Raw genomic sequence first — 23,881 nt, 5'->3', positions numbered from 1 at the left:
CGATAGGGCACCGCATGCGCCGCAGGCGCATAGCCCACCTACGACGCCGGCACCGCCGCGGGTTCTCAGAGGCTTCCTGGCGAGGACGGCCCCTCCGCCGTGTATTTGGGCATACATCAGGAGGGGCACCCACAGTCCAGGGAGCCTCTGAGGTTCCGCTACCCGCACCGCCACGCAGAACGAGGTTGGAAAAACCTCATTGATCACTGCCGGCGGGTCATCGGGGGTCCAGGACGAAGTCGTAGGTGACCTCGTTCGCCCCGCTGGCAGGGTTGGGCCGGGGGTCCAGGACGAGCTCCGGCTTGACCGCCTGGGCGATGTCGTCGGCGACGTGGGCCCCGCCCTTGAAGTACAGCTGGGTGGTGATCAGCCGGTGGCCGGGGGCGGAGACCTTCAGGTGCAGGTGCGCGGGCCGCCAGGCGTGCCAGCCCGCGGCGGCGATCAGCTTGCCGCACGCGCCGTCGGTGGGGATCTGGTACGGCGCCGGCTGCACGGTCCGGATCTTGAACCGGCCCTGCTCGTCGGCGATCACCGTGCCGCGCAGGTTCCACTCCGGCAGTCCGGGCGCGTACTGCGAGTAGTAGCCGAGGTCGTCGGCGTGCCACATCTCGATCTTCGCCCCGGCCAGCGCCTGGCCGGACACGCTGGTGACCTGGCCCTGGAACAGCAGCGGGGTGCCCGGCTCGTCCGGCCGCATCGGGAGGGTGGCCTCGGCGGGCAGTTCCGGCGAATCCGGCACGTAGTACGGGCCCTCGATGGTGCCCTTGGAGCCCTGCCGGTCCTCGTTGGCCACCTCCTCGACGACGTGCTCGATCCACACGTCCAGGAACAGCGGCCATTCACCGTCCTGGCCGACCTGGATCAGCCACGCCTTGAGCGCGTCGTATTCCGCGTAGGTGACCTGCTGCCGCCGGATCACGTCGTGCACCGCCCGGATGACTTCCGTGGCCAACGCGTCGACCCGCTCCTTGCTGGTGGCGGCGGTCGTCTGCTTCGCCCGGAAGCGCTCGGTGGCCGCCGCGCCCGATGCGGCGGCGGTCGCGGTCTGCTCGGAGAGGTTCGTGGTCATGTCACCGATTCCTTTGCTCAACAGCGTTGTCGATGCGGTTCCCGGCTCAGCCGTCCTGGCGGTAGTGCGCCAGCTTCCCGGGGTCGATGTCGATGCCGATGCCCGGCTGCGCGCGGACCTGGACGGTGCCGTCGCTGATCCGGACCGGCTCGGCGAGCAGGTCGTCGCTCATGTCCAGGAAGTTGGACAACTCCCCGGGCCGCTGCGACGTCAGCTGGTACGCGGCGCCGAAGGCGACGCTGCACATGGTGCCGATCTGGCCGTCGATCTGGTTGCCCATCACCACTTCCACGCCCAGCCCCTCGCACTGGAACAGCACGCGCTGCGACGTGGTGAAGCCGGTGCGGGCGGTCTTGATGCTGATCGCGGTGGCCGCGCCGGCGAGCAGTTCCCGGGTCACCTCGCCCGGGCGGGTGGCGCTTTCGTCCGCCACGAAGGGGATTTCGCTGTGCTGCACCAGCCAGCGCCGCCCCAGCACGTCGTCGGCCGGGCAGAGCTCCTCGGCGAGGGTGAGGCCGAGATCGGACATCTCGCGCAGGGCGCGGGCGGATTCCGACGCGGTCCAGCCGCGGTTGCCGTCGACGTAGAGCTCGACGTCGTCGCCGAGCCCGGCCCGCAGCGCCCGGCAGGCCTCGACGTCCACTGTGTACGGTTTGCGGCCGACCTTGACCTTGAAGGTGGTGATGCCGTACTCGGCCCGGATCCGCTCCGCCTCGGCGACCATCTGCTCCGGCGCGGCGAACCCGACCATGTGCGCGACCCGCATCCTGTCGGTGTAGCCGCCGAGCAGCTCGGTCACCGGCAGCCCGAGCGACTTGCCGATGAGATCCCACAGCGCCATGTCCAGCGCCGCCTTGGCCGCGGGGTTGCCGACCGTCCGGTGCAGCCGCGCGTGGATGGCCTCCCGCTCCAGCGCCGACATGCCGACGACGTCGGGCGCGAACAGCTTGTCGATCACCGCGACGATGGATTCCTGCGTCTCGCCGTAGGTGAACGGCCGCGGCGGCGCCTCGGCGACCCCGATCAGCCCGTCGTCGGTGTGCACCCGCACCAGCACGTGCTCGGCCACGTGCACCTCGCCGCTGGCGAAGCGCAGCGGCTTGCGGTACGGGATGGCGAACGGGATCGCCTCAATTCGCGTGATCTTCACGTGCTTCCTCGATGTCCTGGGTGTCGTCGTGGCCGACGAACACGTCGTTGGCCGCGAGCGCGGTCAGCAGGTTGCGCAGCAGCGGCGAATCGTCCTCGGCGCGCCACGCCAGTGCCAGTTCGACGCTTTCGGCGTCGGGCACCGGCACGAACACCACGCCCTCCAGCGGAAAGGCCTGCACCGAGGCCGGGGCGAGGGCCACCCCGAGGCCGGCCGCGACCAGCGCGACCTGGGTGGAGGCCTCCCCGATCTCGTGCGCGCAGTTCGGGTAGAACCCGGCCGCCAGGCAGCTGCGCACCACCGCGTCGTTGACCACCGAACGCGACGAGGCGGAGTACATGATGAACTGCTCCGCCCGCAGTCGCGCCATCCCGACCTCGGGTTCCCCGGCGAGCGGATGGTTCTCCGGCAGCACGAGCACCAGCGGCTCGCGCGCGATGGTGCGGTGCGCGATGCGGTCCTCGCGGGTCGGCGGGCGCAGCATCCCGACGTCGATCTCGTTGCGCAGCAACGCCTTCTCCTGCGCCGGGGTGAGCAGGTCCGGATGGATCTCCAGCTCGACCCCGGGCAGGTCGCGCTTGACGATGTGCGCCAGCCGCGGCAGCTGCCGGTAGGACGCCGACCCGGTCAGCCCGAGCCGGAGCACGCCATGACACCCGTCCGCGAGCCGCTTCACGCGGCGCGCCGCGTCGTCGATCGACTTGAGGATGCGCAGCGCGTCGTCGTGGAAGACCGCGCCCGCAGGCGTCAGCTGCACCTGCCTGGTCGTGCGGGCGAACAGCTCGGCGCCGAGTTCGGTTTCCAGCTGCCGGATCGCTTGGGACAGCGGGGGTTGCGCCATGTTCAGCCGCTTGGCCGCCCGCCCGAAGTGGCGGGTCTCGGCCACCGCGACGAAGTAGCGCAGGTGTCGCAGCTCCACTGCCGCACCTCCTCCCGCCAGGCCGGGTGGCCGCGGCCACAACGTCGTTCGTCCAGGTCAGCCTAGGTCCGCCATTCAGCTCGAACAAATACTCATTCCCAATCGATTGGTATGTCGCAGATATCAATCGGCCCTAGGTCGGGACTGGGGGTTTTCCCGGCGTGATCCAGGCCACGGCCATGCCAGCGTCTTCGGCAACCCGGACACCGAAGTCCGATGGCGGGCACCGCGGCCCGCCGGGAGGAGGCACCATGTCCGAAGCGCTGGACCGCATCCGGACCGCGCTCGCCGACGCGCTGGTCGAAGACCCCGAGCGCGGCGTGCACCGCGCCAAGCGCAGCATCTTCACCGACCCGGAGCTCTTCGAGCTGGAGATGGCGCACATCTTCGAGGGCAACTGGATCTACCTGGCGCACGAGAGCCAGATCCCCGAGGTCGGCGACTACTTCACCACCCACATCGGCCGCCAGCCCGTGGTCATCACCCGCGACAAGCAGGGGCGGCTGAACGCGCTGCTCAACGCCTGCAGCCACCGCGGGGCCATGCTCTGCCGCCGCAAGCGGGACAACCGCACCACGCTCACCTGCCCGTTCCACGGCTGGACCTTCAGCAACAACGGCAAGCTGCTGAAGGTCAAGGATCCGCGGGGCGCCGGGTACCCGGAGCAGTTCAACACCGACGGCTCGCACGACCTGACCCGGGTCGCCCGGTTCGACGACTACCGCGGCTTCCTGTTCGGCAGCCTCAACCCCGACGTCAAGCCGCTCGCCGAGCACCTGGGCGAGGCGGCCAAGATCATCGACATGGTGGTGGACCAGTCCCCGGAGGGGCTGGAGGTCCTGCGCGGCGCCTCCACCTACGTCTTCGACGGCAACTGGAAGCTGCAGGCCGAGAACGGCGCCGACGGCTACCACGTCTCCGCGACGCACTGGAACTACGCGGCCACGACCGCCCGCCGCACCTCCGGGGAGTCCAGCAACGACACCAAGAACATGGACGCCGGCACCTGGTCCCGGCAGAAGGGCGGGTTCTACTCCTTCGAGCACGGCCACCTGCTGCTGTGGACGGAGTGGGCCGATCCCAGCAACCGGTCGCTGAACGAGATGCGCGACGAGCTCGTGGCGCGGTTCGGCGAGGACCGGGCGAACTGGATGATCGGCTACTCCCGGAACCTGTGCCTGTACCCGAACGTCTACCTGATGGACCAGTTCAGCTCGCAGATCCGGCACTTCCGGCCGATCGCGGTGGACAAGACCGAGGTCACCATCTACTGCATCGCCCCGAAGGGCGAGAGCGCCGAGGCCCGCGCGAACCGGATCCGCCAGTACGAGGACTTCTTCAACGCCACCGGCATGGCCACCCCGGACGACCTGGAGGAGTTCCGGGCCTGCCAGCACACCTACCGGGCCACCGCCGCCCCGTGGAACGACCTCAGCCGCGGCGCGGTGCACCAGATCGCCGGCGCGGACGAGGACGCGAAGCGGCTCGGCATCTCGCCGATCGCCAGCGGGGTGCGCACCGAGGACGAGGGCCTCTATCCCATCCAGCACGGCTACTGGCTCGACACGATGCGCGCCGCCGTCGATTCCGCCGCAGCCCGGGGAAACCGGTGAGGACCGTGATGACCACCGCGATCGAGACCGAAGCAGTCCGGCAGTTCCTGTACCGCGAGGCGCGCCACCTCGACGACCGCGAGTTCGAGGAGTGGCTGGAGTGCTACCACGAGGACGTCGAGTTCTGGATGCCCGCGTGGGACGACGATGACGAGCCGACCACCGATCCGCAGACCGAGATCTCGCTGATCTACTACCCCAACCGCGGCGGGCTCGAAGACCGGGTGTTCCGGATCCGCACCGACCGGTCGGCGGCGACCAGCATCCCGGAGCCGCGCACCGGCCACAACATCACCAACGTGGAGATCGTCGAGCAGCGCGGCCGGCTGGTGGACGCGCGGTTCAACTGGTTCACCCTGTACTACCGCTACCACCACGTCGACACGTACTTCGGAACCTCGTTCTACACCATCGACTTCGGCGGCGAGCGGCCGCTGATCACCAGCAAGCGGGTGGTGCTGAAGAACGATTACATCCACCACGTCGTCGACATCTACCACGTCTGAGGGGCCGGAGATGAGCTATCAAGTCGCGTTGAGCTTCGAGGACGGCGTCACCCGGTTCATCACCTGCGGTCCACATGAGACGGTCGCCGAGGCGTCCTACCGGTCGCGGATCAACATCCCGCTGGACTGCCGCGACGGCGCCTGCGGCACCTGCAAGTCGCGCTGCGTCGCCGGCGAGTACGACGGCGGCGATTACATCGAGGACGCGCTCACCGACGACGAGGCGGCGGCGGGATTCGCCTTGCCGTGCCAGATGGTGCCGCACAGCGACCTCGTGCTGGAGATCCCGGCGACCGCGGAATTCGCCAAGACGGGCGCCGCGGTGCACGCCGGCTCGATCACCGAGGTACGGCGGCTGTCGGCCAGCACGGTCGCCTTCGCAGTGGAGCTGGACGACCGCGATCAGCTGGCGTTCCTGCCCGGCCAGTACGTGAACGTGGCGGTGCCCGGGACCGGCGTGACGCGGTCGTACTCGTTCAGCACCGGGCCGGCCGAGAAGGCCGTGTCGTTCCTGGTCCGCATCACCGCCGGCGGCGCCATGTCGGGCTACCTCGCCGACCGGGCCGAGGTCGGCGACCGGGTCGAGTTCACCGGGCCACTGGGGAGCTTCTTCCTCCGCGACCTGGTCCGCCCGGCGCTGCTGCTGGCCGGTGGCACCGGGTTGGCGCCGCTGCTGTCCATGCTGGAGCGGCTCACCGACACCGAGGTGACCCACCCCGTGCACCTGATCTACGGGGTCAGCTCCGACACCGACCTGGTGGAGCTGGACAGGCTGCGCGCCTACGCCGACGCGATCCCGCAGTTCAGCTTCGACCACTGCGTCGCCGACGAAGCGAGCACCGCCGCCCACAAGGGCTACGTGACCAGCCTGCTCACGCCCGAACGCCTGCACGGCGGCGATGTCGACGTCTACCTGTGCGGGCCGCCGCCGATGGTCGAGGCGGTGCGCGGCCACCTGCGGGAATCCGGGATCGATCCGGCGAACTTCTACACCGAGAAGTTCACCGTCGCGGCGGAGGTGGGCAGGTGAACCGCTTCGCCGGGCAGGTCGTCGTCGTCACCGGAGCCGCGCAGGGCATCGGCCGGGCGGTGGCGGAGCGGTTGTTCGCCGAATCCGCCGAGGTGGTCCTGGCCGACCGGTCCGAGCTGGTCCACGAGGTGGCCGCCGGGCTGGTCTCGGGCGGCCGCAAGGCGCACGCCGTGGTCGTCGACCTGGAGCGGTTCGCCGGTGCGGAGCGGGCGGTGGCCTGCGCCCGCGAACTGCACGGCGGCATCGACGTGCTGATCAACACCGTCGGCGGCACGATCTGGGCGAAGCCGTTCGAGCACTACCCGCCGGAGCAGATCGAAGCGGAGCTGCGGCGATCGCTGCTGCCTACCCTGTGGGGCTGCCGGGCCGCGTTGCCGCACCTGGTCCGGCAGGGGCACGGCACGATCGTGAACGTTTCGTCGGTGGCCACCCGCGGCGTCAACCGGGTGCCGTACGCGGCGGCGAAGGGCGGGGTCAACGCGCTGACCACCGCCCTGGCGATGGAGGCCGCGCGGCACGGGATCCGGGTGGTGGCCACGGCCCCGGGCGGGACCGACGCGCCGCCGCGCCGCATCGCGCGCGGCCCGGCCGCCGAGACCGACCAGGAGAAGCGGTGGTACCGGGAGGTCGTGGACCAGACCGTCTCGTCGTCGCCGATGCGGCGCTACGGGACGCTGGCGGAACAGGCGGCGGCGATCGCGTTCCTCGCCTCACCCGAGGCCTCCTACATCACCGGGACGGTGCTGCCGGTCGCCGGCGGTGACCTCGGGTGAGGGCGCGCCGTCCGATTACATTGGGCAGATGACCGGGCATGCGGAACCGATCGGCCGGCAGCGGGAGCTGGCCGAGCTGGACCGGTTGCTCGCCGCCGCACCCGGTTTCGCGGCGGTGGCGGGTCCGGCCGGGATCGGGAAGACGGCCGTCGTCGAGCACTTCCTGTCCCGGCATCCGCAGATCCGCGTGGCACGAGCGGTCGGCATGCCCTGGGAGCAGTCGGACGCCTTCGCCGTGCTGGACCAGCTGTTGCGCAGATCCGACGCGCCCCGCGACGCGGCGGGGCTGCTCGCCTGGTGCTCCGCCGGCCCCGGCATCGTGGTCGTCGACGACGCGCAGTGGGCGGACGTCGAGTCGCTGGAGGCGCTGCTGTCGGCCTTCCGGCGCCTGACCTCGGAACCGGTCCTGATCGTCCTGGTCGCGCGCGAACTCCCCGCTGCGGTGCGACCAGGCGCGACGGTCCGAATAGGACCATTGGTGGCGGCCGAGGTGCGGACGCTGGCGATGCTGCACGCGGGACGCGACCTGAGCACGCCGACGGCCCACCAGCTCGCCGCCCACACCGGTGGAAATCCCCGCCACATCAAGGATCTGCTCGACGAGCTCCCGCCGGAGACCTGGTCGCGATGGCACCCGGCGCTGCCCGCGCCCCGCGCCGTCGCCGCCGACGTCACCCGGAGGCTGCACGCCTGTTCCGCCGCGACGCGGGAGTTCATCGAGGCGGCTGCGGTGCTGGGCCACACGGTCCCGGTCGCCGCGGCCGCCGAACTGGCCGACATCAAGGACCCCATCACCGCGCTGGACGCGGCGTGCGAAAGCGGGCTCGTCGGCACCGTTGCCGGGCACGGCCTGATGACCTTGGCGTTCCCGGATCCCCTGGTGCACGCCGCGATCTACCACGACGTGCCGCCGCTGGTGCGGTACGGGCTGCACGGCACGGCGGCGCAGCTCGCCGAGGACGAGCACGCCAAGCTGAAGCACCTGGTGGCCCAGACCCCCGCGCCGGATGCCGCGCTGGCCGACGAGCTCGACGACTTCGCCGCCCGGCAGGCCGGGCTCGGCGCGTGGTCGGTGGCCGGGCAGGCGCTGATCGACGCCAGCCGGCTCAGCCCGGCGAAGGCGGACCGCGAGCACCGGCTGGTCCGGGCGGTCGACGCGCTGGTGGGCGCCGGGGATCTCGCCCAGGCGAGCGCGTTCTCCGCGCAGATCGAGAGCTTCCCCCCGGGGCCGCTGCGCGATGCGGTGCTGGGCTACCTGGCGATCCAGCGCGGCCGTCCGGCCGAGGCCGAGCTGCTGCTGACCCGCGCGTGGGAGGCCTGCCGCCCCGGCCGCGAGCCGGAGACCGCGGCGCTGATCTGCCAGCGGCGGGTGCTGCACTCGCTGAGCCGCTGGCACGGCACCGACCTGGTCGCCTGGGGGCGTCGCGCCGTGGCGCTGGCCGACCCGCAGGACCCGTCGGCGGTGGAGTCCGAAGCGATCATGGGGCTGGGTCTGGCGGCGACCGGGCGGATCCGCGAGGCGCAGGACACCTACCGGGACGTGGTGGCGCGGGTGAGCCGGGGAGCGCAGTCGCAACGGGTGCAGATGGGCAAGGGCTGGCTGGACCTGGCGCTGGACGACCCGCAAATTGCGCGCCGGGAGCTGGAGATCGCCGTGCCCACCGAGTACCGGATGGGCGCGCTGCGGATCTCCCTGTGGGCGCAGGCGTGGTTGGCGCGCGCCGACTTCGCGCTCGGCTCCTGGGACGAGGCACTGCAAACCGTCGACCGCGCGGCCGTGCAACTCGCCGAGACCGGCCTGGAACTGGTGCGGCCGCTGGTGCACTGGACGGGCGCGCAGATCCACGCGCTGCGCGGGGATCCCGACGCCGCCCAGCACCACCTGCGGCAGGCCTCGGCTTCCACGCACAACTACGAGATCATGCTGATCCCGGCGTGCCTGGCCCGCGCGCACTGCGCCGAGGCCCAATCCGATTACGAAGGCGTGCTGCGCGCGCTCGAACCGGTGGCCCAGTCGTGGCCCCGGGAGGGCGTGGACGAGCCGGGTTTCTGGCCGTGGCCGGACATCTACGGCAACGCGCTGGTCATGACCAACCGGGTGGCCGAGGCGGACGAGTTCCTGCGGCCGCACGAAGCCCTGGCCGCCGAGCGCGGGCACCGGTCGGCGACGGCCAGGCTCGGCTACGTTCGCGGGCGGATCCTCGCCGCGACGGGCGACGTCGATGCCGCGCGGGAATCCTTCGAGGCAGCGCTCGCGAATCTCCGGACGCTGCCGCTGCCCTACGAACGCACCCGGGTCCACTTCGCGTACGGCCAGACCCTGCGCCGGGCCGGGAAGCGCAAGGAAGCCGACGTCGTCCTGCAACGAGCGCGGGACGGCTACGCGGCGCTGGGCGCCACCGCGTACGTGGTGCGCTGCGACCGCGAGCTCAAGGCTGGCGGGCTGCACCCGAAGCGCGGCGGCGTGGACCTCACCGAGCTCACCCCGCAGGAACAGGCGGTGGCCAAGCTGGTGGCGGCGGGCATGACCAACAAGCAGGTCGCCGCCGAGCTGTTCGTGTCGGTGAAGACCGTCCAGTTCCACCTGACCCGGATCTACGCGAAGCTCGGCATCCGCTCCCGCAGCGAACTCGCCGCCCGCGGCCACGTCTCACCGGCCGGTGGTTGATCAGCGCCGCTGCCTGCCGACCGGGGTGAGCCGCACGCCGTCGCGGCGGACGAAGGCCCGCTTCAGGGCGGCGACGTTCATCGACACGTCGACCTGCTCGATGCCCTCGCGCGCGCCGACCACCTCGGTGAGGAACCGGTACAGCGCGGCCCGGTGCGGGAGCACCACGTTGGCGACCAGCTGGAAATCTCCGGTGGTGGCAACGAGGTAGCGCACGTCGTGGTGCGCGGCGAGGCTCTCGCCGACCGCGGCGAGACTGCCCGGTGCGACGCGCAGCCACAGCAGCGCTTCGACCGCCCGGCCCAGCAGCGCCGGTTCGATGTCCGCGCGGATGAACACCAGTCCCCGCTTGCGCAACGACTCCACCCGGCGCCAGGCGGTGGACGCCGAGATGCCCGCAGCGGCGGCGATCTCGTCGTTGCCGGCGCGCCCGTCGACGGCCAGCAGGTCCAGGATCGCCGTTTCGTCCGGTGCCAGCTGCACCGTGCCCGGCTCGAACTCGGCGGTCAAGTCCAGGTCCGGGCGCACCAGTTCGGCGGCCTGCGGTTCCGCCGGCACGTCGAGCCGCCATTCGTGCACGGAGCGGAAGTACCGCAGTATCGCGTGCGTCCGCAGCGATACGATCCCGGGGATCTTGGCCAGCCGGTCCAGCAGGGCCGAGGTCAGGTCGTCCTGGCGGATGTCGATCTCCACGAAGCAATCGGACGAGCCGTGGACCACCGCCACCCAGCGCGCTTGCGGCAGCTCGGCGAGCCGCCGCGCGGCGTCCCGCAGCCCGGCCGGCTCGCACTGCACCCGCAGCAGGTACGGCTCGCCCCAGCCGACGCGCTGGTAGTGCACGATGCCGACGATCGCGAGGTGCCGCTCCCGCAGCAGCCGGGTGGCCCGGCGGGCCACGGTGCGCTCGGTCTCGCCCAGCACCCGCGCGATGCGGCCCCAGGAGGCGCGCCCGTCGATCTGCAGGGCCGCGACGATGCGCCGGTCGAGCTCGTCCAGCACCGGCAAGCGATCGGTCATGTGTCTGATTCTTTCAATATCCGGGATTTTCTTGTCTGTTCAATTCCCATGGTGCCAGGCTCTCAATCCACTTCCCCAGCACGTCTCCCCTAGGCAGGCACCATGGTCCCCCGCACCGGACTGGAGTCCAGACAACCCACGCTGCGCCGGCACCGCCGCGACCTGGTGGCCGCCAACATCGGCAACGCCCTGGAGTGGTTCGACTGGAACGTGTACGCGATCTTCGCGCCGTTCTTCGCCGCCCAGTTCTTCCACGCCGACAACACGCTGTCGGCGCTGCTGTCCACGCTGGCCGTCTTCGCCGTCGGGTTCCTGATGCGCCCGCTGGGCGGATACCTCTTCGGGCGGCTCGCCGACCGGCGCGGGCGCAAGATCAGCCTCGCGCTGTCGATGACGCTCACGGCGGGCGGCAGCCTGCTCATCGCGGTCTCCCCCACCTACACCACCGTCGGCGTGCTCGCCTCGGTGCTGCTGGTGGTCGCGCGGATGGCGCAGGGGCTCGCGCACGGCGGCGAGGTCGGCGCGTCCTACACCTACGTCGCCGAGATCGCGCCGCCGAGCCGCCGCGGGCTGTGGTCCAGCACCGGGTACGTGAGCATCACCCTCGGCACCATCCTGGCCACCGGCACCGGCGCGCTGCTGACCACTGCGCTCAGCAGCGACCAGATGCGCTCCTGGGGCTGGCGGATCCCGTTCCTGCTGGGTGCGATGCTCGGCGTGTACGCGATCGTGCTGCGCCGCCGCCTGACGGAATCCGCCGCGTACCAGCAGAAGAACACCGCGCAGCCGCGGACGTCGGTGCTGGCGCAGCTGTGGCGGCACCGCAAGGCCGCGGCGCTGAACATCGGGCTGACCATGGGCGGCACCGTCGGCTTCTACACCTGGGTGGTGTTCGCGCCGAGCTACGCGTCGTCGGTGAAGGGCATGGACCCGTCGGCGGCGCTGATCGCCGGCGTGCTCGCCCAGTGCGTGTACCTGGTGGCGCTGCCGATCGCCGGGCACCTCTCCGACCGGTTCGGGCGCAAGCCGGTGTACTACGTCTTCGCGATCGGCTACGTCGTGCTGCCGTTCCCGCTGGATTGGCTGGTGCAGGGCGAGTTCTGGCAGCTGCTGCTGGCGATGAGCATCGCGCTGGCCGTGATGGCGTGCTCCAGCGCGATCATCGGCGCGATGGTCTCCGAGCTGTTCCCCACCTCGGTCCGGGCGACCGGCGTGGGCCTGCCCTACTCGATCGCGGTCGCGCTGTTCGGCGGCACCGCGCCCTACCTGAACACCTGGCTGACCGGCATCGGGTACCACTCCGCCTTCCTCGGCTACCTGGTGGCGATGTGCGCGCTGACCGTGGTGTGCCTGTGGCGGATGCCGGAAACCCGGGGCAAGGACCTCACCTGACGAAGAGGGAGCTGTAGACCACTGTGGACGCCCAAGACCTGTGGACCTCGGATGCCGTGCGGCTGCGCGATTTGCTGGTGCGCAAGGAAGTTTCGAGCCGTGAGGTGCTGGCCGCCTTCCTGGCGCGCATCGAGGAGACCAATCCCGCGGTCAACGCGATCGTGACGACCTGCCCGGAGGAGGCCGAGCAGGCGGCCCGCCGGGCCGACGACGCCCTCGCCCGCACCGGCGAGCCGCTCGGCCCGCTGCACGGGCTGCCGGTGGCGCACAAGGATCTGCTGGACACGAGGGGAATCCGCACCACCTACGGGTCGCGGGCCTTCGCCGAGCACGTGCCGCAGGCCGACGCGCTGACCGTGGAGCAGTACCGCGCGGCCGGGGCGATCATGGTCGGCAAGACGAACACGCCGGAGTTCGGCGCGGGATCGCACACCCGCAACGAGGTCTTCGGCACCACCCGCAACCCGCACGACCTGACCAGGAGCGCAGGCGGGAGCAGCGGCGGCGCGGCGGCGGCGCTGGCCGCCGGGATGCTGCCGATCGCCGACGGCTCGGACATGGGCGGTTCGCTGCGCAACCCGGCGTCGTTCTGCAACGTGGTGGGCCTGCGGCCGACCCACGGCCGGGTTCCGTCCTGGCCCGCCACCTTCCCGCAGTTCCCGTACGTCACCAACGGCGCGATGGGGCGCTCGGTGGACGACGTGGCGTTGCAGATGCGGGTGCTCAACGCCGCGGACCCGCGCTGCCAGGTCGCGGCGCCGGTGACCTCCTTCGGGCTGGATGCCGGCGCGGCGGTGTCCGGCACGGTGGTGGCGGTCGACGCCGACCTCGACGGCCTGCCGGTGGATCCGGCCGTGCGGAAGGTGTTCGCCGGGGTCGCCGGGGTGCTGGCCGGGCTCGGCTGCGAGGCGCGGGAGGCGACGCCCGGTTTCGCCGGCGCCGACGACGCCTTCGAGACCTGGCGCGCCTGGTACCAGGTGCTGTCCTTCGGCGAGCTCGTCGAGGAGCAGCGCGACGTCCTCGGCCCGAACATCGTCTGGAACGTCGACCGGGGTCGTGAGGTCTCCGGCGCGGATCTGGTGCGCGCGGAGCGCAACCGGATGGCGGTGGTCGAGCGGGCGCGGGAGTTCATGACCGACCACGAGTTCCTGGTCTGCCCGGTGAGCCAGGTGCCGCCGTTCGACGCCGGGCTGCGCTACCCGGCGGCGGTCGACGGGGTGCCCAGCCGCCACTACCTCGACTGGATGCGGGCCTGCTCGCGGATCACCGTCACCGGACTGCCCGCCGCGTCGGTGCCGTTCGGGTTCACCGACGACGGCCTGCCGGTGGGCGTGCAGGTGGTCGGCCGCCCGGGCGCCGACGCCGACGTGCTCCGCTTCGCCGGGGTGCTCCAGGAAGCCGCCACCGGCTCCCGCATCGCGCCGGTGGTGCGCAACCCGCGCTAGAAATCCGAGGCCGAACCGGCACACCGAACCGGCCGCCGCACGGGGTCTGCACCGATCAACACCCGTTCGGCGGCCATGGTTTCGCCCTATTCGTCCGTTCGCCCAGGGCTATTTGATTCTGTGATCCAGCTCTCCTTGAATAGGGCGACCGATCACGAGATCTCCGACTCGGGCCGCACCACCAGGCGTGCTCGCGCAGGACAACCGCCGACGCCGTACTCGCCGAAGAGCCGGAGGTCCGGGTGCCCGCACATCGCAAGTTCCTCGCCGCAGCAGCCATTTTCGCGCTGCTCGCGCTCACCGCGGCGTGCGGGGGCATCAACACCGAGGCGACCGGATCGGCCTCCGGCGGTGCCGGCAGCACCTTCCGGTTCGCCTACTCCGTCGGCCCCAGCCGCTACGACCCGCACCGCGCCTCGTCCAGCTTCGACAACGCCTCCCTGTTCCCGGTCTACGACCGCCTGGTGCACCTGACCACCGCCGCCGAACCGGTGCCCGGCCTGGCCACCGGCTGGCAGTACACCGACGGCGGCAAGCGGCTGGTCTTCGAACTGCGGCCGGGCGTGCGGTTCCACGACGGCGCCCCGTTCGACGCCGCCGCCGCGAAGGCGAACCTGGACCGCGCCCGCACGCTGCAAGGCTCGACCGTCGCCTCCGAGCTGAAAGCGGTGGAACGGGTCGACGTGCTCGGACCGCTGACCATCGCGCTGGCGCTCACCGCGCCGGACAGCTCGCTGATCGGCGTGCTCTCCGACCGGGCCGGGATGATGGTCAGCCCGGCGGCGTTCGACGACCCGCAGCTGGACCTGCGGCCGGTCGGCGCCGGGCCGTACCAGATCGTCAGCTACAGCCCGAACGACCGCGTCGTGCTGAGCCGCTTCCCCGGCTACTGGGATCCCGCCGCCCAGCAGGTCGAGACGATGGCGGTCGTCATCCAGCCCGACACGACGACGCGGATGAACGCGCTGCGCGCTGGCGAGGTCGACGCCGCGCTGCTGCAGGGGAACCAGGTCGCCGAGGCCCGGCAGTACGACCTCGGCGTCGTCGGCGACGTGACCCTCGCCTTCTACCACCTGCAGCTCAACCGCACCCGCGCCGAGTTCGGCGACATCCGGGTGCGGCGCGCGCTCAACCACGCGATCGACCGCGACGCCATCATCCACGGCGTGCTGTTCGGCAACGGGAAACCGGCCTCGCAGCCCTTCCCGCCCGGGTACTACGCGCACGACCCGGACCTGCCCGATCCCTACCCGTACGACCCGCAGAAGGCGCGGCAGCTGCTCGCCGAGGCCGGGCTGGCCGGCGGTTTCGAGTTCGAGGCGATCGTGCCCAACACCGATCCCGGCACCGCCGTCGCCGTGCAGGAACAACTGGCCGACATCGGGGTGCGGATGAAGATCCGCGAGGTCTCCTCCGGCGAAGCGGCCGACCTGTTCTACGGCAGGCAGCAGGGCGACGCGATGGTCGCGCCGTGGGGTGGGCGCGCCGATCCGATCCAGACCCTCGGACTGCTCTACTCCAGCAAGGGTTTCTCCAACCCCGGCGGGCACACCACGCCCGAGCTGGAGCAGTTGATCGGGCAGGCCCGGCGGACCATCGACCCGGCGGCGCGCACCGGACTCCTGCACCGCATCGACCAGATGGTCCTGGACCAGGCGCTGGACGTGCCGGTGGTCTTCGCCGACACCAACTACGGGCACGCCGCGCGCGTCACCGACCTGCGCAGCTGGTTGTCCAACAAGCCCGAGTTCCGCGGCGTCGGCGCGGCCGGAACGGGGAGGTGACCGGGTGCTACAGCTCGTTGTCCGCCGCCTGGCGGCGATGGTTCCGCTGCTGTTCCTCGTTTCGCTGATCGTGTTCGGGCTGGTGCTGCTGGTGCCCGGCGACCCGGCCATCACCATCGCCGGGGAGAACGCCACCCAGGCCCAGATCGAGGCGACCCGCGAACGCCTCGGGCTCAACGACTCGCTGCTGGAGCAGTACTGGCGCTGGGCGAGCCACGCCGTCCAGGGCGACCTGGGCACGTCGATGTTCAGCAACCGCAGCGTTTCCGGCGCCATCGCGGAGCGCTTCCCGGCCACCGTGTCGCTGACCGCGGTCGCCATCGTGATGGCGTTGCTGATCAGCGTGCCCGCCGCGGTCGCCGCGGCCACCAGCCGGGGCCGCTGGCTGGACCGGTTCGCCACGGTCGGCACCTCGGTGGGCGTGGCCATGCCGAACTTCTGGCTCGGGCTGCTGCTGGCCACCGCGCTGGCGCTGAACCTGCGGCTGCTGCCCGCCACCGGGTACGTGCCGCTGGACGACGATCCGGTCGCCTGGCTGGCGCACCTCCTGCTGCCCGGTTTCACGCTGGGCCTGGCGGCCGCCGCCGAACTCACCCGCCAGCTGCGCAGCTCGCTGATCGACGTCTTCGACCAGGACTACCTGCGCACCGCCCGCGCCAAGGGCCTGCGCACCACCAGCGTCATCGCCAAGCACGCGCTGAAGAACGCGGCCACGCCGGTGGTCACGGTGCTGGGCATGCGGATCTCGGTGCTGCTGGGCGGAACCGTCGTCGTCGAGCAGATCTTCGGCATCCCCGGCCTCGGCCAGCTGGCGATCACCGCCGTGCTGCAACGGGATCTTCCGATGGTGCAGGGCGTCGTCGTGGTCACCGCCGTGATGGTGATGCTGGCCAACCTGGCGGTCGACCTGTCCTACGGCTACCTCAACCCGAAGGTGCGAGCGCAGTGAGCGCCGGCGAGGGAGGAGCGGAGTTGACCGACACCACGCAGCGGTGGACGCGGCACGTCGCCGCGGAGACCACCGCGGACGACCTCGGCCCGCCGCAGTCGCCGAGGCAGCGGTTCTGGCGCCGCTTCCGGCGGCAGCGGCCGGCGGTGCTCGCACTGCTGTTCTTGCTGCTGCTGACGGCGGTCGCGGTGTTCGCGCCGCTGCTGGCCCCGGCCGATCCCGATGACCAGAACCTGCGCAATGTGCTCGCCGCGCCCGGCGCCGACGGGTATCTGCTGGGCACCGACCAGTTCGGCCGCGACATGCTCAGCCGGATGCTGGTGGCCAGCCGCATCTCGTTGCTCGCCGCGGTGGAAGCCGTCGGCGTCGCGGTGGTGCTCGGGGTGCCGCTCGGGCTCGTCGGCGCGTACCTCGGCGGCCGGTTCGACCGCTGGGTGGTGCGGTTGGCGGACGCGTTCATGAGCTTCCCGCCGCTGATCCTGGCGGTGGCGATCGTCGCCGCCCGCGGCCCGGGCCTGACCAACGCGATGTTCGCGGTCGGCCTGGTCACCGCGCCGCGCCTGCTGCGCCTGGTGCGCAGCTCGGTGCTGTCGGTGCGGGAGGAGACCTACATCGAGGCGGCCCGCAGCATCGGCACCCCGGCGGGCCGCATCATCCGCCGGCACGTGCTGCCCAACGTGCTGTCGCCGCTGCTGGTCCAGCTCTCGCTGGTCGCGGCGTTCGCGATGCTCGCGGAGGCGACGTTGAGCTTCCTCGGCCTCGGTGTGGTGCCGCCGCAGGCGAGCTGGGGCTCGATGTTGCAGGAGGGCGCGAGGTTCGTGTCGCTGGCGCCGCACCTGGTCGTCCTCCCCGGCGTCGCCATCGCGCTGACGGTGCTGGCGTTCAACGTCCTCGGCGACGGGCTGCGCGACTCGCTGGGCCGGGAGATCAGGAGCGGTCGATGAGCGTGCTGCAGGTGTCCGACCTCGACGTCCGGTTCGCCACCGACCGCGGCTGGGTCACGGTGGTCGAAGGCGTGTCGTTCGCCGTCGAAGCGGGGGCGACGCTGGGCCTGGTCGGCGAATCCGGCTCCGGCAAGACCGTCACCAGCCTGGCGATGCTGGGCCTGCTGCCGCCGCGGACCAGCCGGGTGTCCCGCGGCAGCATCCGGCTCGACGGCACCGAGCTGGTCGGCATGCCGCAGAAGCGGCTGGCCGACATCCGCGGCAACGACATCGCGATGATCTTCCAAGAGCCGATGTCGTCGCTGAACCCGGCGTTCACCATCGGCGACCAGATCGCGGAAACCGTGCGGCGGCACCGGAAGGTGTCCCGCAAGGCGGCGATGGGCCGCGCCGTCGCGGCGCTGGACCAGGTCGGCATCCCGAACGCGGCGCGCCGGGTGCGCAGCTACCCGCACGAGTTCTCCGGCGGGATGCGGCAGCGGGCGATGATCGCGATGGCGATCTGCTGCGAGCCGAAGGTGCTCGTCGCCGACGAGCCGACGACGGCGCTGGACGTGACGATCCAGGCCCAGATGCTCGACCTGCTGCGGCAGATGCGCGACGAGCTCGGCATGGGGATGGTGTTCATCACCCACGACCTGGGCGTGGTCGCCGACATCTGCGACCGGGTGGTGGTGATGTACGCCGGGCAGGTGGTGGCGGCCGACGACGTCGACCACCTCTTCAGCCACCCGCCGCACCCCTACGCCGAGGGCCTGCTGGCCGCCATGCCGCAGGTCGGCGGCGCGGAGCGGCTGGCCACCATCCCCGGCCAGGCCCCGACGCCGGGCGCCGTGCCCGACGGCTGCCGCTTCCACCCCCGCTGCCCGTACGCCGCCGACCGCTGCGCCGCCGGCGCCCCGGAGCTCCGGCCGTTCGACCTGCACCGCGCCACCCGGTGCGTCCGCTCCGACGAACTCCTGTTGCGAGGCCCGGCATGACCGCACTGCTCGAAGTCGAGGACCTGTCGGTGAGCTTCCCGTTGCAGCGCGGCCTGTTCCGGCGCGGGGCGCGGCTGCGCGCGGTGGACGGGGTGTCGTTCGAGGTGGCCGCCGGGGAGATCCTCGGGCTGGTCGGCGAGTCCGGCTCCGGCAAGTCGACCACGGGCCGGGCCCTGATGCGGCTGGTCGAGCCCGACGGCGGCGCGGTCCGGCTGCGGGGCACCGAGCTGACCGCGCTCGGCGGCCGCGAGCTGCGGCGACACCGCAGGCACATCCAGATGGTGTTCCAGGACCCCTACTCGTCGCTGGACCCGTCCATGGTGGTCGCCGAGAGCGTCGGCGAACCGCTGGAGGTGCACGAGGGCCTGCGCGGGAAGGCCCGCGACGAACGGGTCCGGGACCTGCTGGTGCGGGTGGGCCTGTCGCCCCGCCACCTGGAGCGCTACCCGTACGAGTTCTCCGGCGGGCAGCGGCAGCGGCTGGCCATCGCCCGCGCGCTGGCGGTGGACCCGGACGTCGTGGTCTGCGACGAGGCGGTGTCCGCATTGGACGTTTCGACGCAGAACCAGATCATCAACCTGCTGGAGGAACTGCGCGCCGAACTGGGCACCTCGTACCTGTTCATCTCGCACGACCTGTCGGTGGTGCGGCAGCTCGCCCAGCGCGTGGCGGTGATGTACCTGGGGCGGCTCGTGGAGGAAGGCCCGTCGCAGCGCCTCTACTCCCATCCCGCCCACCCGTACACCGAGGCGCTGCTGTCGGCGGTCCCGGTGCCCGACCCGAAGGTGCAGCGCCGCCGCGAACGCATCGTGCTCCCCGGCGATCCGCCGGACCCGACCGATCCGCCCGGCGGCTGCACCTTCCACCCGCGCTGCCCGTACGCGATGGACGTCTGCCGCTCGGTCGTCCCCGAGCCGACGCCCGTCGACGGCGGCGGCACGGTGCGCTGCCACCTGCACACCAGCGGGCCCGCGCTGGCGGGCGGTTCCGTCCTGGAACTGCGTGCCGCAGAATCGAGGGCGGCAACCGACACCGGGAGTTGATGGGCTTGCAGACCGCGACGGCCGCGCTGAACGACATCAAGACGCACTACTGCGCAGGCGGTTCCGGCCCGGCCGTGGTGTTCGTGCACGGCCTCGCCGAGGACCACCGCAGCTGGCGGCACCAGCAGGAGGAGTTCGCCGACCACCGCACCTACGCCTACGACGTGCGCGGGCACGGCGCCAGCACGGTCGGCGACGCGAACGGGACCCTGGCTCAGCTGCGGGACGATCTGCTCGCGTTCCTCGCCGAGGTCTCCGGGCCAGCGGTGTGCGTGGGATTCTCCCTCGGCGGCACGGTGGTGCTCTCCGCCGCGGCGCACCGACCTGACCTGGTCACCGGCGTCGTCGTGCTCGGAACGTCCTCGGTGGTGGGGCGGGCGGCGGCCGAGATCAACCTGCAGCGGGCCGCGGAAACCGGCGACGCCGTGCTCGACTCGCTGCGCGCGGACACCGCGATGATGGTCTCGAACTCCACAGTGGACATCGACGAGGTGGTCGCGCGACGCGCGGAGTCCCTCGGCGACGGCCGCGGCTACTCGAACGCGGCGACCGCGATGGCGGGTCTGCGCGGCAACCCGCTGACCCCGGAGCTGGCGGCGATCAAATGCCCGGTGACGGTGATCGGCGGCGAGCACGACGTTCTCTGCCCGCGCAAGGCGGCCGACATCCTCCTCGAAGCACTCCCCCGGGCCACGTACCAGGAAATCGCCGGCGCGGGTCACCTGATGAACGTCGATAACCCGGAGGCCGTCACAGCCGCGCTGCGCGATGCCCTGGCCGTGCAAGGGCCGTGAGCCTTTCGAGCCGGCGTAGCGATCCGAAAGACCCACGGCCCGCCCGGCTCAGAACAGGAGGGCCATGAGCTGGATCGGGACCATGGCGATGACCGACGCCGCCGAGACCGTCAGGGTCACCGACTTCAGCGCTCCCCGCGTCGTCTGCGGCAGCAGGGTCTGCAACAGCCAGAACGTGTTGCTGGTCGCGTGGATGACGAACAGCGAGCCCGCGCCCGCCGCCAGGGCGACGAAGATCGGGTCGATGCCCAGCAACGGCATCACCGGACCCAGCACACCCGCGGCGGTGATCGACGCCAGCGTCACCGAGCCGATCGCGATGTGCAGCACCGCGGCCACCAGCCACACCAGCAGCAGCGGCACGACCGTGCTGGTGGAGAAGTAGCCCTTCAGCAGCTCGCCCAGGCCGACGTCCTTCACCGTCTGCGCCAGCGAACCGCCGACACCGGTGAGGATGAGGATCTGGCCGCTCTCGTGGAAACCGCGCTTGAACGCCGCCGCGGTCTGCTCCGCCGGGAGCTTCCAGCGCGCGATGAGCACCGCCCCGATCAGGCCGATGAGCAGCGCGATCACCGGGTCGCCGAGGAAGTCGACCCACGGCGAGGAGAACTCGGCCATCTCCGCGATGGCGCCGAAGGCGATCAGCGCCAGCGCGAGCAGCAGCGGGGCCAGCAGCAGCGGCAGCGGCGGGAGTTCGCGCGGCGACCGCTCCTCCTCCTCCGCGACCTCGGCGACCGGCAGCTCCTCGGTCTCGTCCAGCTTCGGGTTCCACAGGCCGCGCTTGGCCAGCGCGGTGAACAGCGCCAGCGTGACGACGATGGTGAAGACCGCGGTGATGGTGCCGAAGAGGAACATCTTGCCGAACGGCAGGTCCAGCACACCGGCCAGCGCGACGGCCCCGACGCCGGGCACCACGAACACCAGGCCGACCTCGATGCCCAGCGCCATCGCCGCGCACATCCGGGCCGCGCCGTACGGCCCGATCTGCCGGGACAGCCGGCTGGCCAGCGGCGCGGTGATCACCAGCAGCACGTCCGCGAAGATCGACTGCAGGACCGTGCCGACGGTGACGCCGAAGGTGTAGGGCAGGCTCCGCGGCCCGAAGGTGCGCACGAGCAGGTCGACGAGCTTCTCGATCGCGCCGAGCGAGGCCATCAGCGAGCCGAGCAGCACGCCGAACGCGATCAGCAGCCCGACCTCGGTCATCAGGTCGCCGAAGCCGGTGGTGATGGACTTGATGGTCTGCTCGGGGCCCAGCCCGGAGACCAGGCCCAGGTAGATCGCGCCGAGGACGAGCGCGATGGCCGGGCTGATCTTGGCGCGGAGGATGAGCACGACGACGCCGACGATGGTTATCGCGGCGTTGGCGAAGACAACGATGTCCGACATCTATGGGTCCGATTCGTCGGGGTCGGCACGAGCCGACTCCTGAGTTCTGCGGCGAGCAGCGCTTTTCCCGCCGGATCGGGTTTTGCCCAACCGGCGGCTACGAAGACGGACCGGCGAAGCATACACATCATCGTTGCGTGATCAAGGTCTTGTGAATCCTCATTCGGGTGATTACGGTCCTGTCTTGCCGAATAAAGGCATCAGTTTCCCAAATATTGAAAAGCAGGGGCTTGCGGAGACGGACACCTCCACGCCCCGGGCGCTCACATCGCCCTCGCCGCAACACCGTGAAACAGGAGAAGACCGATGGCGTCCAACGGACACGGGCCCCTCACCGGGGTCCGGGTGGTCGAGCTCGGCAACTTCATCGCCGCCCCGACCGCGGGCCGGATCCTCGCCGAGTTCGGCGCCGACGTCATCAAGATCGAACGCCCCAAGACCGGCGACGAGCTGCGCAACTGGCGGCTGCACGGCGGCGACGTGTCGCTGCTGTTCCGCACCATGGCGCGCAACAAGCGCTCGATGACCCTCGACCTGCGCTCCGCGCCGGGCCAGGACGTCGCGCGGAAGCTGATCGCCGGCGCGGACATCGTGCTGGAGAACTTCCGGCCCGGCACGCTGGAGAAGTGGGGACTCGGCCCGGCGGAGATCCGCCGGGCCAACCCGGGAGCCGTGCTGGTGCGGATCTCCGGGTTCGGGCAGACCGGGCCGTACCGGGAGCGCCCGGGCTTCGGCGGTGTCGCCGAGGCCTTCGGCGGCGTGCGGCACCTGACCGGCTACCCGGGCATGCCGCCGGTGCGCACTGGCGTCAGCCTGGCGGACTCGGTGGCCGGGCTCTACGCGGTCATCGGCGCGTTGATGGGATTGCTGCGCCGCCGCTCCGGCGAGCCCGGCGAGACCATCGACGTCGCGCTGTACGAAGCGATCTACTCGCTGATGGAGTCCTCGGTGCCGGACTTCGACGCCTTCGGCGTCACCAGGGAGGCCACCGGGGCGACGATCCCCGGGGTCGTGCCGTCGAGCACCTACCGGTGCGCCGACGGCAAGTACGTGGTGGTCGGTGGCAACAACAACGCCATCTACGCCCGGCTGATGAACCTGATCGACCGCCCCGACCTGGCCGGCGATCCCGCGCTGCAGACGAACGTGGGCCGGGTCGAGCGGGGCGCGGAGATCGACGAGGCGATCAGCTCCTGGACGGCGCGGCTGGACAGCCCCCGGGTGCTGGAGCTGCTCGCCGGGGCGTCCGTCCCCAGTGGACCCATCTACGACGTGCCGGACATCGTGGCCGATCCGCACTTCGCGGCCCGCGGGATGCACGAGCGGCACCCGGTGCGCATCGAGGGCGACGAGACCCGCGAGGTGCTGTTCCCCGGCATCGTCCCGAAGCTGACCGAAGAACCGGGCGGCACCCGCTGGCTCGGCCCGGAACTGGGCGAGCACACCGACGAGGTGCTGGCCGAGCTGGGGCTCTCCCCGACCGAGACCGCCGGGCTGCGGGCCGAAGGAGTGATCTGAATTGGTACTCATCACCGAGGTGTCGCTGCGCGACGGGCTGCAGATCGAGCCGGTGATCGTGCCCACCGCCGACAAGGTCCGCTTCGGCGAACTGCTGGTCGACGCGGGTTTCAAGCACCTGGAGATCGGTTCGTTCGTCAACCCGGAGCGGGTGGCGACGATGGCCGACACCGCCGAGGTCGTCGCGGGCCTCGCCGACCAGCCGGCGACCTTCCACACGCTGGTGCTCAACGAGCGGGGCGCGCAGCGCGCCGTCGAGGCGGGCGCGAAGAACGTGCGGCTGGTGCTTTCGGCCAGCGAGGGCCACAGCGTGTCGAACGCCGGTGTCGGCACGGCGGAGGCGATGCAGCGCATCGCGCGGGCCGCCGAGATCGTGCACGACGCGGGAATTCGCACCGAAGGCTGCATCGCGACCGCGTTCGTCTGCCCCTTCGACGGCGACACCCCGGTGGAGCGCGTCGTCCGGGTCGCGCGGCACTACGCGGACATCGGCGTCGACGTGCTGCACCTCGCGGACACCATCGGCGCGGCTTCGCCGGGCGACATCAACCGCGCCGTCACCGCGGTGCGCGACGTCTTTCCCGTGGAGCGAACCGGTCTTCACCTGCACAGCACCTACGGCATGGCCGACGCCAACGCCTGGGAGGCCTACCGCTGCGGAATCCGGCGCTTCGACGCCGCGCTCGGCGGGCTCGGCGGCTGCCCGTTCGCGCCGGGCGCGACCGGCAACATCGCCGCCGACGACCTGATCCACCTGTTCCACCGGGAAGGCATCGACACCGGGATCGACGTGTCCAAGCTCGGCGCGCTGCGCGAGCACCTCGCCGGGCTGGTCGGGCACGCGCTGCCGTCGGCGCTGGCGAAGATCCCGGCCGCTCCCGCGGAAGTCCGGCGCTAG

At 71.4% G+C, this 23,881-nt stretch carries 20 protein-coding genes; 15 read left to right on the top strand and 5 right to left on the bottom strand.

The window, feature by feature from the left end; all coding sequences use genetic code 11:
- Positions 1-217: 217 nt before the first annotated feature.
- The 3 genes from catA to ACWEV3_RS03070 are packed head-to-tail and all read right to left on the bottom strand — an operon-like array spanning position 218 to position 3,138.
- On the bottom strand, positions 218-1,069 hold the full coding sequence (catA, locus tag ACWEV3_RS03080; RefSeq protein ID WP_452612284.1) for a catechol 1,2-dioxygenase: 852 nt from the start codon (positions 1,067-1,069) through the stop codon (positions 218-220).
- 46 nt (positions 1,070-1,115) lie between these two features.
- Positions 1,116-2,219, bottom strand: a complete 1,104-nt coding sequence (locus ACWEV3_RS03075) for a mandelate racemase/muconate lactonizing enzyme family protein (RefSeq protein WP_452612283.1) — start codon at positions 2,217-2,219, stop codon at positions 1,116-1,118.
- Positions 2,200-3,138 carry a LysR substrate-binding domain-containing protein gene (locus ACWEV3_RS03070; RefSeq protein ID WP_452612282.1) on the bottom strand — a complete coding sequence of 313 codons (939 nt, stop codon included), beginning with the start codon at positions 3,136-3,138 and terminating at the stop codon, positions 2,200-2,202. The genes ACWEV3_RS03075 and ACWEV3_RS03070 overlap by 20 nt, the downstream gene beginning before the upstream one ends.
- Before the next feature lie 251 nt (positions 3,139-3,389).
- Here ACWEV3_RS03070 and benA point away from each other — a divergent pair, with 251 nt between their 5' ends.
- The 5 genes from benA to ACWEV3_RS03045 are packed head-to-tail and all read left to right on the top strand — an operon-like array spanning position 3,390 to position 9,728.
- Positions 3,390-4,751 carry a benzoate 1,2-dioxygenase large subunit gene (gene benA / locus ACWEV3_RS03065; protein WP_452612281.1) on the top strand — a complete coding sequence of 454 codons (1,362 nt, stop codon included), beginning with the start codon at positions 3,390-3,392 and terminating at the stop codon, positions 4,749-4,751.
- Between the two features lie 8 nt (positions 4,752-4,759).
- Positions 4,760-5,257, top strand: coding sequence for a benzoate 1,2-dioxygenase small subunit (gene benB / locus ACWEV3_RS03060; protein ID WP_452612280.1), 498 nt, complete (start codon positions 4,760-4,762; stop codon positions 5,255-5,257).
- 10 nt (positions 5,258-5,267) lie between these two features.
- Positions 5,268-6,287 carry a benzoate 1,2-dioxygenase electron transfer component BenC gene (benC, locus tag ACWEV3_RS03055; protein ID WP_452612279.1) on the top strand — a complete coding sequence of 340 codons (1,020 nt, stop codon included), beginning with the start codon at positions 5,268-5,270 and terminating at the stop codon, positions 6,285-6,287.
- Positions 6,284-7,060 (top strand): 1,6-dihydroxycyclohexa-2,4-diene-1-carboxylate dehydrogenase, encoded by a 777-nt coding sequence (locus tag ACWEV3_RS03050; RefSeq protein WP_452612278.1) that lies wholly within the window; start codon positions 6,284-6,286, stop codon positions 7,058-7,060. The genes benC and ACWEV3_RS03050 overlap by 4 nt, the downstream gene beginning before the upstream one ends.
- A 28-nt stretch (positions 7,061-7,088) precedes the next feature.
- Positions 7,089-9,728 carry a LuxR C-terminal-related transcriptional regulator gene (locus ACWEV3_RS03045; protein WP_452612277.1) on the top strand — a complete coding sequence of 880 codons (2,640 nt, stop codon included), beginning with the start codon at positions 7,089-7,091 and terminating at the stop codon, positions 9,726-9,728.
- On the opposite strand, the gene ACWEV3_RS03040 is transcribed toward ACWEV3_RS03045, so the two are convergent.
- Positions 9,729-10,745, bottom strand: a complete 1,017-nt coding sequence (locus tag ACWEV3_RS03040) for an Lrp/AsnC family transcriptional regulator (protein WP_452612276.1) — start codon at positions 10,743-10,745, stop codon at positions 9,729-9,731.
- 102 nt (positions 10,746-10,847) lie between these two features.
- On the opposite strand from ACWEV3_RS03040, the gene ACWEV3_RS03035 reads away from it, so the two are divergent.
- The 8 genes from ACWEV3_RS03035 (at position 10,848) to ACWEV3_RS03000 (ending at position 20,076) form a co-directional block, all read left to right on the top strand.
- A complete protein-coding gene (locus ACWEV3_RS03035; RefSeq protein WP_452612275.1) occupies positions 10,848-12,137 on the top strand; it encodes an MFS transporter in 1,290 nt (429 codons plus the stop codon).
- Between the two features lie 23 nt (positions 12,138-12,160).
- Positions 12,161-13,582, top strand: coding sequence for an amidase family protein (locus ACWEV3_RS03030; protein ID WP_452612274.1), 1,422 nt, complete (start codon positions 12,161-12,163; stop codon positions 13,580-13,582).
- Between the two features lie 242 nt (positions 13,583-13,824).
- Positions 13,825-15,366, top strand: a complete 1,542-nt coding sequence (locus ACWEV3_RS03025; RefSeq protein WP_452612273.1) for an ABC transporter substrate-binding protein — start codon at positions 13,825-13,827, stop codon at positions 15,364-15,366.
- 4 nt (positions 15,367-15,370) lie between these two features.
- Positions 15,371-16,315, top strand: coding sequence for an ABC transporter permease (locus ACWEV3_RS03020; RefSeq protein WP_093263634.1), 945 nt, complete (start codon positions 15,371-15,373; stop codon positions 16,313-16,315).
- A 23-nt stretch (positions 16,316-16,338) separates the two neighbouring features.
- The gene (locus tag ACWEV3_RS03015; RefSeq protein WP_452612272.1) at positions 16,339-17,259 is read left to right on the top strand and encodes an ABC transporter permease; all 921 of its coding nucleotides are present in this window, start codon (positions 16,339-16,341) and stop codon (positions 17,257-17,259) included.
- Positions 17,256-18,239 (top strand): ABC transporter ATP-binding protein, encoded by a 984-nt coding sequence (locus ACWEV3_RS03010; protein ID WP_452612271.1) that lies wholly within the window; start codon positions 17,256-17,258, stop codon positions 18,237-18,239. The genes ACWEV3_RS03015 and ACWEV3_RS03010 overlap by 4 nt, the downstream gene beginning before the upstream one ends.
- Positions 18,236-19,282: an ABC transporter ATP-binding protein gene (locus ACWEV3_RS03005; RefSeq protein WP_452612270.1), complete on the top strand. Its 1,047-nt coding sequence runs from the start codon at positions 18,236-18,238 to the stop codon at positions 19,280-19,282. The genes ACWEV3_RS03010 and ACWEV3_RS03005 overlap by 4 nt, the downstream gene beginning before the upstream one ends.
- Positions 19,282-20,076 (top strand): alpha/beta fold hydrolase, encoded by a 795-nt coding sequence (locus ACWEV3_RS03000; RefSeq protein WP_452612269.1) that lies wholly within the window; start codon positions 19,282-19,284, stop codon positions 20,074-20,076. The genes ACWEV3_RS03005 and ACWEV3_RS03000 overlap by 1 nt, the downstream gene beginning before the upstream one ends.
- A 48-nt stretch (positions 20,077-20,124) precedes the next feature.
- On the opposite strand, the gene ACWEV3_RS02995 is transcribed toward ACWEV3_RS03000, so the two are convergent.
- On the bottom strand, positions 20,125-21,465 hold the full coding sequence (locus tag ACWEV3_RS02995) for a GntP family permease (RefSeq protein WP_452612268.1): 1,341 nt from the start codon (positions 21,463-21,465) through the stop codon (positions 20,125-20,127).
- A gap of 306 nt (positions 21,466-21,771) precedes the next feature.
- Here ACWEV3_RS02995 and ACWEV3_RS02990 point away from each other — a divergent pair, with 306 nt between their 5' ends.
- Together ACWEV3_RS02990 and ACWEV3_RS02985 are read left to right on the top strand one after the other, a co-directional pair.
- The gene (locus ACWEV3_RS02990; protein WP_452612267.1) at positions 21,772-22,983 is read left to right on the top strand and encodes a CaiB/BaiF CoA transferase family protein; all 1,212 of its coding nucleotides are present in this window, start codon (positions 21,772-21,774) and stop codon (positions 22,981-22,983) included.
- A gap of 1 nt (position 22,984) precedes the next feature.
- Positions 22,985-23,881: a hydroxymethylglutaryl-CoA lyase gene (locus ACWEV3_RS02985; protein ID WP_452612266.1), complete on the top strand. Its 897-nt coding sequence runs from the start codon at positions 22,985-22,987 to the stop codon at positions 23,879-23,881.

The sequence above is a fragment of the Saccharopolyspora sp. NPDC003752 genome, assembly GCF_053605825.1.
Note: the sequence above shows the minus strand (reverse complement) of the source record. Positions and strands in the feature narration are given on the sequence as shown.

Coding starts and splice junctions, on each gene's coding strand:
- catA (WP_452612284.1), bottom strand. CDS start 1,069: ATGACCACGAACCTCTCCGAGCAGACCGCGACCGCCGCCGCATCGGGC.
- benA (WP_452612281.1), top strand. CDS start 3,390: ATGTCCGAAGCGCTGGACCGCATCCGGACCGCGCTCGCCGACGCGCTG.
- benB (WP_452612280.1), top strand. CDS start 4,760: ATGACCACCGCGATCGAGACCGAAGCAGTCCGGCAGTTCCTGTACCGC.
- benC (WP_452612279.1), top strand. CDS start 5,268: ATGAGCTATCAAGTCGCGTTGAGCTTCGAGGACGGCGTCACCCGGTTC.
- ACWEV3_RS03045 (WP_452612277.1), top strand. CDS start 7,089: ATGACCGGGCATGCGGAACCGATCGGCCGGCAGCGGGAGCTGGCCGAG.
- ACWEV3_RS03040 (WP_452612276.1), bottom strand. CDS start 10,745: ATGACCGATCGCTTGCCGGTGCTGGACGAGCTCGACCGGCGCATCGTC.
- ACWEV3_RS03035 (WP_452612275.1), top strand. CDS start 10,848: ATGGTCCCCCGCACCGGACTGGAGTCCAGACAACCCACGCTGCGCCGG.
- ACWEV3_RS03010 (WP_452612271.1), top strand. CDS start 17,256: ATGAGCGTGCTGCAGGTGTCCGACCTCGACGTCCGGTTCGCCACCGAC.
- ACWEV3_RS03005 (WP_452612270.1), top strand. CDS start 18,236: ATGACCGCACTGCTCGAAGTCGAGGACCTGTCGGTGAGCTTCCCGTTG.
- ACWEV3_RS03000 (WP_452612269.1), top strand. CDS start 19,282: ATGGGCTTGCAGACCGCGACGGCCGCGCTGAACGACATCAAGACGCAC.
- ACWEV3_RS02995 (WP_452612268.1), bottom strand. CDS start 21,465: ATGTCGGACATCGTTGTCTTCGCCAACGCCGCGATAACCATCGTCGGC.
- ACWEV3_RS02990 (WP_452612267.1), top strand. CDS start 21,772: ATGGCGTCCAACGGACACGGGCCCCTCACCGGGGTCCGGGTGGTCGAG.